This is a genomic window from Pseudomonas sp. EggHat1 (assembly GCF_014892995.1).
GTDB classification, from domain to species: Bacteria; Pseudomonadota; Gammaproteobacteria; order Pseudomonadales; family Pseudomonadaceae; genus Aquipseudomonas; species Aquipseudomonas chaetocerotis.
Window position 1 is genome coordinate 1 of the sequence record NZ_JACKQK010000029.1, and the last position, 10,158, is coordinate 10,158.

Below are 10,158 nucleotides of genomic sequence, written 5' to 3' on the forward strand. Positions count from 1 at the left end.
GTCGTCGCCTGCATGCGGAAATTGCTTACCATCCTCAATGCGATGCTCCGTGATCAGGCTCATTTCAGGCCTCAAGTGGCTTGACGCTGAACACGGTTGCTCGCCCGTGAGGGGCGAAACCAAGACGAAAGATCGACACGCCAATGATCCTTGCCCGGATATGAATAGCGCTGCACGCAGAACACACAAACTTGCCAGTCCGGTGCCAATCTGCACTTGTCCCAAAACTATGCGAAGAGCCTAAAAAAACCGGCGGACGCCGGTTTTTTCATGGGGTTCGATCGCTGCGCAGAGGCTCACTGATCGAATTCGTCCCAGCCGCCCATTTCCTTCCAGCGATTGACGATGCCGCAGAACAGTTCGGCGGTCTTCTCGGTGTCGTAGCGCGCGGAGTGTGCTTCCTTGCCGTCGAACTCGATACCGGCAGTCTGGCAGGCCTTGGCCAGCACGGTCTGGCCGTAAGCGAGGCCGGCGAGGGTCGCGGTGTCGAAGCTGGAGAAGGGGTGGAAGGGGTTGCGCTTGATGCCGCAACGGGCTACCGCGGCATTGAGGAAGCCGAGGTCGAAGCTGCTGTTATGACCGACCAATATCGCGCGCTTGCAGCCAGCCGATTTGATCGACTTACGCAGGCCCTTGAAGATTTCGCCCAGCGCGTGCTCCTCGCTCACTGCCATGCGCAGCGGGTGGTCGAGCTTGATGCCGGTGAATTCCAGCGCGGCCTGCTCAATGTTGGCCCCTTCGAAGGGTTCGATGCGGAAGAAGTGGGTGTGATCCGGGTAGAGGAAGCCGCTCTCATCCATGGCGATGGTGGTCGCGGCGATTTCCAGCAGGGCATCGGTGGCGCAGTTGAAACCGCCGGTTTCCACATCCACCACAACCGGCAGATAACCGCGAAAGCGCGCCGCCATGGGCGTGCGCGGGCCGGACGGCAGGCTGGGTTCGAGTTCGTCGTCGTAGTTGTCTTCGCTCACGCCTGGGCCTCCAGCAATTTCCAGCGCAGGGTTTCGCCGGCGCGCAGCGGCACCACGCTGTTGTCGCCCAGCGGCAGGGTGGCCGGCACGGTCCACTCCTCGCGCACCAGGGTGATGGTGTCGCTGTTGCGCGGCATGCCGTAGAAGTCCGGGCCGTGGAAGCTGGCGAAGGCTTCCAGCTTGTCCAGCGCGCCGCGCTGTTCGAAGGCTTCGGCATACAGCTCGATGGCCGCATAGGCGGTGTAGCAGCCGGCGCAGCCGCAGGCGGCTTCCTTGGCGTGCTTGACGTGCGGCGCCGAGTCGGTGCCGAGGAAGAACTTGGGGTTGCCGCTGGTGGCGGCGTCGAGCAGGGCTTCCTGATGCACGTTGCGCTTGAGGATCGGCAGGCAATAGAAGTGCGGGCGAATGCCGCCGACCAGCATGTGGTTGCGGTTGTACAGCAGGTGGTGCGCGGTGATGGTAGCGCCGACGTTGGCCGAGGCGGCCTCGACGAACTGCACCGCGTCACGGGTGGTGATGTGCTCGAACACCACTTTCAGCGTCGGGAAGCGCTCGACCACACGGGTCAGGTGCTCGTCGATGAAGGTCTTCTCGCGGTCGAATACGTCGATCTCGGCGCGGGTCACTTCGCCGTGTACCAGCAGCAGCATGCCGACTTCGGCCATCGCTTCGAGTGCCGGGAAGATCTTGTCGATGCTGGTCACGCCCGAGTCGGAGTTGGTGGTAGCGCCGGCCGGGTAAAGCTTGGCCGCATGCACGAAACCGCTGGCCTTGGCCGCTCGCACGTCTTCGGGGCTGGTGTTGTCGGTGAGATAGAGCACCATCAGCGGCTCGAAGCGACTGCCCGCTGGGCGCGCCGCGAGGATGCGCTGACGATAGGCGTCGGCTTCGGCGGCATTACGTACCGGCGGAACCAGGTTGGGCATGATGATGGCGCGGCCGAAAGTGCGCGCGGCGTCGCCGACGGTGTGTGGCAGCACCGCGCCGTCGCGCAGGTGAATGTGCCAGTCATCGGGACGCAGGAGAGTCAGGAGGTCGGACATGGAGGCTTCCAGGCGGGTAAAACGTGGCCGCATGGTAACTGAAAAGCGCCTGTTCGCGCTCGCGGCGACGCGACAATTGCACGCAGGGGGTCAAGTTTCCGCGCGCCTGACCGATACCCCGTAAGAATGCCGTGAACCGCCGTGGAGTCGACCGTGCGTGCGCCCAATTTCCTTCTGATCAGCCTGCTGGCTGGCATGCCTTTGTGCTTGCCAGCGCATGCCATCAGCTTCCAGACGCGGCTGGAAAAGGTGGAGTGGACGGTTGAGGGTGATCAGTTCGAGTGTCGCCTGAGCCAGCCGATCAGCAATTTCGGTAGTGGCGAGTTCGTACGCCGCGCGGGTGAACAGGTCACCTTTCGTCTCAAGGCGCGCGAGCGCTGGATGGGCGCAGGTTCGGCGACCTTGCTGGCGGCGGCTGCGCCCTGGCAGCCAGGGCGCGGCGACATCAACCTCGGCGTGGTCAGCGTCGGCAATGGTGAGGTGCCGTTCAACAGCTCGCAGGAGCAGGGTTCGCGGCTGCTCACCGGTTTGCTCGAAGGGCGCAGCCCGCTGGTACGTCATCGCACCCTCAGCGGTGGCGATAATCTGGAAGTGCGTTTGCTGCCGGTGAAGTTTCACAAGGCCTATGACGATTACCAGGCCTGTATCGCCAAGTTGCTGCCGGTCAATTTCGATCAGATTCGCCAGGCGCAGATCGGTTTCCCGGGGGGGGGCATCGATCTCGATCCGATGGCCAAGGCCAAGCTCGACATCATCCTCGACTTCGTCAAGGCCGACCCGAGCATCAACAGCTTCCAGATTGATGGTCACGCCGACAACAGCGGTAATCGTCTGACCAATCGCGACCTCTCACGCCGTCGTGCGCTGGCCGTGCAGGAGTATCTGGTGGCCGGTGGCGTAGCGGTCGAGCAGATCACCATGCGCTTTCATGGCGAGCGTTACCCGCTGGTGCCAAACAACAACGAAGCCAATCGCGCCAAGAACCGTCGTGCGACCCTGCGCCTGGATCGCGTGCCCGCTCCGGAAGTCCCGGTACAGAGCGAACCGCAAGCCGTTCCACCGAGCCCCCCGGTCGATCCGGCCGGAAGTACGCCCTCCTGAGGCAAAAACGCCCATTCTCGCCGTCGCTTCGTCGTCACAAGCTGTCGCGCCCCTGTAAATTGCCCCGCAGGGTCAGTAGAATCACCGGTTTTATCGTACAACCCGTGGAGTGATGGCATGGCGGACGTCAAAAAGGTAGTTCTGGCCTATTCCGGTGGCCTGGACACCTCGGTGATCCTCAAGTGGCTGCAAGATACCTATAACTGTGAAGTGGTGACCTTCACCGCTGATCTCGGCCAAGGCGAAGAGGTCGAACCGGCCCGCGCCAAGGCTCAGGCGATGGGCGTCAAGGAAATCTACATCGACGACCTGCGCGAAGAATTCGTCCGTGACTTCGTCTACCCGATGTTCCGCGCCAACACCGTCTACGAAGGCGAGTACCTGCTGGGTACTTCCATCGCCCGTCCGCTGATCGCCAAGCGTCTGATCGAAATCGCCAACGAGACCGGCGCCGACGCCATCTCCCACGGTGCGACCGGCAAGGGCAACGATCAGGTGCGTTTCGAGTTGGGCGCCTACGCGCTGAAGCCAGGTGTGAAAGTCATCGCCCCATGGCGCGAGTGGGACCTGCTGTCGCGCGAGAAGCTGATGGACTACGCCGAGAAGCACGCCATCCCGATCGAGCGCCACGGCAAGAAGAAGTCGCCGTACTCCATGGATGCCAACCTGCTGCACATCTCCTATGAAGGTGGCGTGCTGGAAGACACCTGGACCGAGCACGAAGAAGACATGTGGAAATGGACTGTCTCCCCTGAGGCAGCACCGGATGCACCGACTTATATCGAGCTGACCTACCGCGCCGGCGACATCGTCGCCATCGACGGCAAGGCCATGAGCCCGGCTACCGTACTGGCTGAATTGAACCGCATCGGTGGCGAGAACGGCATCGGCCGTCTGGACATCGTCGAGAACCGTTTCGTCGGCATGAAGTCTCGTGGCTGCTACGAGACGCCCGGTGGCACCATCATGCTCAAGGCCCACCGCGCCATCGAGTCGATCACCCTCGACCGTGAAGTGGCGCACCTGAAAGACGATCTGATGCCGAAGTACGCCAGCCTGATCTACAACGGTTTCTGGTGGAGCCCGGAGCGTCTGATGCTGCAACAGATGATCGACGCGTCGCAGGCCAACGTGAACGGCGTGGTACGGCTGAAGCTGTACAAGGGCAACGTCATCGTCACCGGCCGCAAGTCCGACGATTCGCTGTTCGACGCCAATATCGCGACCTTCGAGGAAGATGGCGGCGCCTACAACCAGCAGGACGCCGCGGGCTTCATCAAGCTCAACGCCCTGCGCATGCGCATTGCCGCAGGCAAGGGCCGCAAGCTGGTCTAAGCTGAGTCACCTGCGCTACAAGGACCCCGGCCATGTGCCGGGGTTCTGCTTTCTGGAGGAGTGACCCCATGAGACTGCTGCACACCATGCTGCGCGTCGGCGACCTGGACCAATCCATCGCCTTTTATACCGAAGTGCTGGGCATGACCTTGCTGCGGCGCAAGGACTATCCGGACGGACAGTTCACCCTGGCCTTCGTCGGTTATGGCGACGAGGCACACAACAGTGTGATCGAGCTGACCCACAACTGGGGCGTGGACAGCTACGAGCTGGGCACCGGCTACGGCCATATCGCCCTGGAAGTCGAGGACGTCTACAAGGCCTGCGAGGACATTCGCAGTCGCGGCGGCAATATCACCCGCGAGCCCGGCCCGATGAAGCATGGCAGCAGCATCCTGGCCTTCATCGAGGACCCTGACGGCTACAAGGTCGAGCTTCTGTCGCCCAAGCGAAGCGATTGACAGCTGGAAGTCTTTGTAAGTAAATGCTTACAGAGATAGTGGCTATTCGCCGATCGGCGAGGTGCTCCATGATGGCTGATCCCAAGGCCTTGCGCCTTATTCACGTGGTTCAGGAGCTGTCGATGGCGAAGGACGTGGACCGTGTGGCGGAGATTGTCCGCAGCGCGGCCCGCGAGCTGACCGGGGCCGACGGCGCCACCTTCGTTCTGCGCGATGGGCAGCAATGCTTCTATCGCGACGAGGACGCCATATCGCCCTTGTGGAAGGGCCAGCGCTTTCCCCTGAGTACGTGTATCAGTGGGTGGGCCATGCTCAATCGTCGCGCCACGGTGATTCCCGATATCTACGCTGACTCGCGCATTCCCCATGAGCTGTATCGGCCTACGTTCGTCAAGAGCCTGGTCATGGTGCCTATCCGCACCCTGGAGCCGATCGGCGCCATTGGCACCTATTGGGCGGAGTCTTATCGGGCCTGCGACGAGCAGATTCAGCTGCTGCAGGCCTTGGCCGACTCCACCTCGGTGGCCTTGGAGAATATCCAGGTCTATGCCGAGTTGGAGCAGCGCGTAGAAGAGCGCACGGCGCAGCTGGCCGAGGCCAATCGGCGACTGCAGGGCGAGGTGCGTGAACGCCAGCTGGCCGAGCAGGCGGTGCGCCAGCTGTCGCTGACTGATGAGCTGACCGGGTTGTACAACCGTCGTGGTTTTCACCTCCTGGCCGAACGCGAGCTGCGTACGGCGCAGCGGCGCAAGGGCCGTTGCCTGTTGTTGTACGCCGACCTCGATGAACTCAAACCGGTTAATGATCGCTTCGGCCATGGTGCCGGGGATCGTTTGCTCAGGGCGGCGGCCGAAGTGCTCAAGACCCAGTTTCGCACTACAGACGTGATCGCTCGACTGGGCGGCGATGAATTCGTCGTGCTGGCCAGCGACTACAGCGACAGTGAAGAGGTGCTGCAGCGTCTGGAGCAGGCATTGCTTAGCGCAGACGGCGGAGCCGGTCAGAGCCTCTCGATGAGCATGGGGATCAGCGAATCGTCGCTGAATCCCGATGAGGGACTCGACAGCCTGCTGGTGCAGGCCGACGCGGCGATGTATGCCAACAAGTGTGCACGCCGCGCATTGCGCGCTGTCGGCTGATGCAAAAAGCCCCGCTTGCGGGCGGGGCTTCTCGTTGCGGCGCGATCAGATATCGAAATCGTATTCGGCCAGCTGTTTGTGCAGGCGACGCTCTTCGAGGAAGTTGTCGATGATACGGCGCTTGGTCAGATTGGTCTTGGCGACCTCTACCACAGGCTCGGCATCGTCCGATTCTTCCGCGACAAAGTCTTCGTCCAGCTCGAGGTCTTCTTTGTCAGTGCTCATCTATTCCACTCCAGGCCAGTTACCGGGGCCGTTTGCGCACCTTATAGCGGCAAAAATTGAGCGGGTAAAAAAGATTTTTTCAATCAGGAGATCGTCGGATTCTATGGCCGATCAATCATCGGAAGTCTTGGCCTTGTACTCGCACAGATCTTCGATGCGGCAGGCGCCACAACGTGGTTTGCGCGCGGTGCAGACGTAGCGCCCGTGCAGGATCAGCCAGTGGTGGGCGTCGAGCAGATAATCCTTGGGCACGAACTTGAGCAGCTTCTTCTCCACCTCGACCACGTTCTTGCCCGGTGCGATGCCGGTGCGGTTGCTGACGCGAAAAATATGCGTGTCCACGGCCATGGCCAACTGGCGGAAAGCGGTGTTGAGCACCACGTTGGCAGTCTTGCGGCCGACGCCGGGCAGGGCTTCGAGGTCTTCGCGGTTGTCCGGCACCTGGCTGCCGTGTTTCTCGATGAGGATGCGGCAAGCCTCGATGACGTTCTTCGCCTTACTGTTGTACAGGCCGATGGTCTTGATGTATTCGCTCAAGCCCTCCACGCCCAGGGCGTAGATCGCCTCCGGCGTATTGGCGACCGGAAACAGCTTGGCCGTGGCCTTGTTGACGCTGACATCTGTGGCCTGAGCCGACAGCGTCACCGCCACCAGCAGTTCGAAGGGCGAGCTGTAGGCCAGTTCGGTTTTCGGCTCGGGGTTGTCTTCGTGCAGGCGGCGGAAGATTTCCAGGCGTTTGGCTGCGTTCATGGCTCAGGGCTTCAGGCGTAGCCCGGATGCAATCCGGGGCAGGTGGTTTGGGCATTCCCGGATTACATCCGGGCCACGGTCGCTCGCTTGTGGCGTCATTCGATCACGCCGGTGACCCGCACACGACGGCTCTGTGCTGGCGCCTCGGGGGCGACGGCCTTGGCGCGTTCGGCGGCGATCTGATCGATGCGGTTCTTGCCGGCGATCAACAGGCCCAGCACGATGAAGGCGCCCGGCGGCAGGATGGCCAGCAGGAAGCCCCGGTAGTCCTGCACCAGAGTGAGTTTCCAGTCGGCGGCAATCGGGCCGAACAGCAGGTGCATGTTGGCCAGCAGCGCGCCGGTGCCGAGCAATTCACGCACGGCGCCGATCAGCACCAGCACCAGGCCGAAGCCCAGACCCATCATCAGGCCGTCATAGGCAGCGCGGGCCGGATCGTGTTTGGCGGCGAAGCCGTCGGCGCGGCCGAGAATCACGCAATTGGTGGTGATCAACGGGATGAAGATGCCGAGGATCTGGTACAGCTCGTAGGTGAAGGCCTGCATCAGCAGTTCTATGCAGGTGGTCAGTGCGGCGATGATCATGACGAAGGCCGGCAGACGCACGGCGGTGTTGACCACGCCGCGCACCAGCGATACGGCGGTGTTCGAGCACACCAGCACCACGGCGCTGGCCAGCGCCAGGCCAAGGGCGTTGACCGTGGAGTTGCTTACCCCGAGCAGCGGACACAGGCCGAGCAACTGCACCAGTGCCGGGTTGTTCTTCCACAGGCCGTTGAGGCTGATTTCGCGGTAACTGGTCATTGCTCGTCCTCCGCCAGGCCCAGAAGCTGGGCGCGGTGCTTGTCGAAGTAGCGCAGGGCGCCGTGCACGGCCTTGACCACCGCGCGCGGGGTGATAGTGGCACCGGCGAACTGGTCGAAGTCGCCGCGATCTTTCTTCACCGCCCAGCGGTCTTCACCGGGGTCGCTCAGGGACTTGCCCTCGAAGCTGCGTACCCAGTCGCTCTTGGCCAGTTCGATCTTGTCGCCCAGGCCCGGTGTTTCCTTGTGGCTGAGCACGCGCACGCCAGCCAAGCGGCCATCGGCGAAGATGCCCACCAGCAGGTGGATGGCGCCGCTGTAGCCGTCCGGTGCGGTCACCGGCAGGATCAGTGCGCTGGACTGGTCGCCTTTCAATGCCAGGTAGGCCGACTGTGGGCTGCGGTGGCCCAACTCTGGAGCGTTGAGTTCGATGCGGTTGTCCAGCAGATGGTTGTCATAGCTGCCGACCGGCAGTATTTCGGCCAGCGCGCGCACCTGGGCCTCGCGTTCGGCTGCGGCGATACGCTCGGCAGTGCCCTGTTGCAGCAGGGCAACGCTGCCGACGGTGCCGATGGCGAACAGGCCGAGTACCAGAGCGTTCTTCAGCATCGAGCGGCTGATTTCCGGCAGCATGTTCATTCTCCCAGCTTGAAGCCGCTGTTGGGCTTGCGGTGGCCGTAGCTGCGCGGCCGGGTGTAGTAGTCGATGGTCGGCGCCGCCAGGTTCATCAGCAGCACGGCGAAGGCCACCGCGTCCGGGTAGCCGCCCCAGGTACGGATCACGTAGACCAGCACGCCGACGCCGATGCCGAACACCAGGCGCCCCAGGTTGCTGGTGGCACCGGAAACCGGGTCGGTGACGATGAAGAAGGCGCCGAGCATGGTGGCGCCGGTCAGCAGGTGGAACAGCGGCGAGCCGTTGGAGTCCGAGCCGCTGCCATTCCAGAACAGCAGGCTCATGACGAACAGCGCGGCGAGCATGCCCAGCGGCGCGTGCCAGGTGATCAGACGCTTGTGCAGCAGGTACAGGCCGCCAGCGAGAAACGCCAGGTTGACCGCCTCGCTGCCGGCTCCGCCGAAGTGGCCGAAGGCTGCATTGCTGGCGTGTAGTTCGTCGATGGTCAGGCTTTTGTTGACCTTGAGTGCGTCCAGCGCGGTGGCCTGTGCCCAGCCATCGGGGAGATTGGCAATGCCGAGTATGTGCTTGAGGCCGTCCAGCGCGGCGACGCCATGCGGGGCCGGCCAACTGGTCATCTCCACCGGGAAGGAAATCAGTACCACCACGTAGCCGACCATGGCCGGGTTGAACGGGTTTTGCCCGAGTCCGCCATAGAGCTGCTTGCCGAAGCCGATGGCGAAACCGCAGGCGACCAGGGTCAGCCACCAGGGCGAATAGGGCGGCAGTGCCAAAGCCAGCAGCACGGCGGTGACCAGGGCGCTGTAGTCCTTGAGGAAGAACGCCAGCGGGCGCTGGCGAGCGGCCAGCAGCGCGGCTTCGAAGCCCAGCGCGCAGAGGCAGGCCCATACCAGATTGAACAGCGTGCCGGCGCCGAACAGCCAGGTCAGGGCGAGGATGCCCGGCACGGTGGCCAGCAGCACCTGCAGCATGACCTGCTGGGTACGGTTGCTGCCTGTGGCGTGGGGCGATGTGATGCGGGGCAGGGCCATCGGCGCTCCGGTGGTTCTGTTACTGCGCTCGTAGTGATCGCAGTTGGTGTTCATTCCCCGGATTGCATCCGGGCTACGGTTGTCTGTGTCGCCCGGCTGTTCCGGCGCGATGGGTTTCTTTTGTAGCCCGGATGCAATCCGGGAGAGGCGTTACGGCTGATATTCCGCCAGCTTGCGTTCGGCCTCGGCCAGGCGTGTACGTGCCTGCTCCAACGCATCGGCTGCGGCGTTGTCATCACGCTCCAGCTTGCGCAGATCGGCGCGGGCGAAGGCCACTTCGGTTTTCAAGGCTTTCAGTTCGGCATCCACGCCGGGGCGTTCGCTGCGCACCAGTTCCGGCGCCGGCTTGCCCGATGCCGCTTCGGCAACATGCAGGGCCTGTTCGGCAGCGGCCAGGGCGTCGCGCAATGGTTGCAGCGTGGCCTCGTCGTTGCCGGCCTTCTCGGCCTTTTTCAGCTCGGCACGTTTCATCGCCAGCTCGATCTTGGCCTTTTTCAGGGCTTCGTCGCCCGCAGGTTTGGCAGTCGGCGCAGGCGCCTGGTTTTGCAGATCGGCCAGGGACTTCTCGGCTTCTTCCAGCTGCTGACGCAGGCGGGCGATTTCGGCCTGCTGCTCGTCGTCAGGGGTTTCGAGCTTCTCCAGCTTGCGCAGCTGGGCCTTGAGC

11 protein-coding genes and 1 pseudogene are annotated in these 10,158 nt (G+C 63.0%); 4 read left to right on the forward strand and 8 right to left on the reverse strand.

The window, feature by feature from the left end:
- Positions 1 to 296: 296 nt before the first annotated feature.
- Both rnt and pyrC read right to left on the reverse strand, forming a co-directional pair.
- Positions 297 to 971: a ribonuclease T gene (gene rnt / locus INS93_RS24405; RefSeq protein ID WP_099522109.1), complete on the reverse strand. Its 675-nt coding sequence runs from the start codon at positions 969 to 971 to the stop codon at positions 297 to 299.
- The gene (gene pyrC, locus INS93_RS24410) at positions 968 to 2,014 is read right to left on the reverse strand and encodes a dihydroorotase (RefSeq protein WP_192985835.1); all 1,047 of its coding nucleotides are present in this window, start codon (positions 2,012 to 2,014) and stop codon (positions 968 to 970) included. The genes rnt and pyrC overlap by 4 nt, the downstream gene beginning before the upstream one ends.
- Positions 2,015 to 2,167: 153 nt before the next feature.
- Between pyrC and INS93_RS24415 the strand changes: the two genes are divergently transcribed.
- The 4 genes from INS93_RS24415 to INS93_RS24430 all read left to right on the forward strand — a co-directional run bounded on the left by INS93_RS24415 (position 2,168) and on the right by INS93_RS24430 (position 6,050).
- A complete protein-coding gene (locus INS93_RS24415; protein ID WP_420707362.1) occupies positions 2,168 to 3,115 on the forward strand; it encodes a flagellar protein MotY in 948 nt (315 codons plus the stop codon).
- A gap of 117 nt (positions 3,116 to 3,232) precedes the next feature.
- Positions 3,233 to 4,450, forward strand: coding sequence for an argininosuccinate synthase (locus tag INS93_RS24420; protein WP_192985836.1), 1,218 nt, complete (start codon positions 3,233 to 3,235; stop codon positions 4,448 to 4,450).
- A 68-nt stretch (positions 4,451 to 4,518) separates the two neighbouring features.
- Positions 4,519 to 4,911 (forward strand): lactoylglutathione lyase, encoded by a 393-nt coding sequence (gene gloA, locus INS93_RS24425; protein WP_192985837.1) that lies wholly within the window; start codon positions 4,519 to 4,521, stop codon positions 4,909 to 4,911.
- A 71-nt stretch (positions 4,912 to 4,982) separates the two neighbouring features.
- Positions 4,983 to 6,050: a sensor domain-containing diguanylate cyclase gene (locus INS93_RS24430; protein WP_226945731.1), complete on the forward strand. Its 1,068-nt coding sequence runs from the start codon at positions 4,983 to 4,985 to the stop codon at positions 6,048 to 6,050.
- A gap of 45 nt (positions 6,051 to 6,095) precedes the next feature.
- Here the strand turns inward: INS93_RS24430 and INS93_RS24435 are convergent, their stop codons facing one another.
- The 6 genes and pseudogenes from INS93_RS24435 to INS93_RS24460 all read right to left on the reverse strand — a co-directional run.
- Positions 6,096 to 6,275, reverse strand: a complete 180-nt coding sequence (locus INS93_RS24435) for a PA3496 family putative envelope integrity protein (RefSeq protein ID WP_160020561.1) — start codon at positions 6,273 to 6,275, stop codon at positions 6,096 to 6,098.
- Between the two features lie 111 nt (positions 6,276 to 6,386).
- Positions 6,387 to 7,025: an endonuclease III gene (gene nth, locus INS93_RS24440; protein ID WP_192985839.1), complete on the reverse strand. Its 639-nt coding sequence runs from the start codon at positions 7,023 to 7,025 to the stop codon at positions 6,387 to 6,389.
- Positions 7,026 to 7,120: 95 nt separating this feature from the next.
- Complete coding sequence (locus tag INS93_RS24445; protein WP_160020559.1) at positions 7,121 to 7,828, reverse strand: electron transport complex subunit E; 708 nt, start codon at positions 7,826 to 7,828, stop codon at positions 7,121 to 7,123.
- A complete protein-coding gene (gene rsxG / locus INS93_RS24450) occupies positions 7,825 to 8,460 on the reverse strand; it encodes an electron transport complex subunit RsxG (protein WP_160020558.1) in 636 nt (211 codons plus the stop codon). The genes INS93_RS24445 and rsxG overlap by 4 nt, the downstream gene beginning before the upstream one ends.
- A 2-nt stretch (positions 8,461 to 8,462) precedes the next feature.
- The gene (locus INS93_RS24455) at positions 8,463 to 9,494 is read right to left on the reverse strand and encodes an RnfABCDGE type electron transport complex subunit D (protein WP_192985840.1); all 1,032 of its coding nucleotides are present in this window, start codon (positions 9,492 to 9,494) and stop codon (positions 8,463 to 8,465) included.
- 150 nt (positions 9,495 to 9,644) lie between these two features.
- Positions 9,645 to 10,158: pseudogene (locus INS93_RS24460) on the reverse strand (electron transport complex subunit RsxC); the annotation flags it as partial.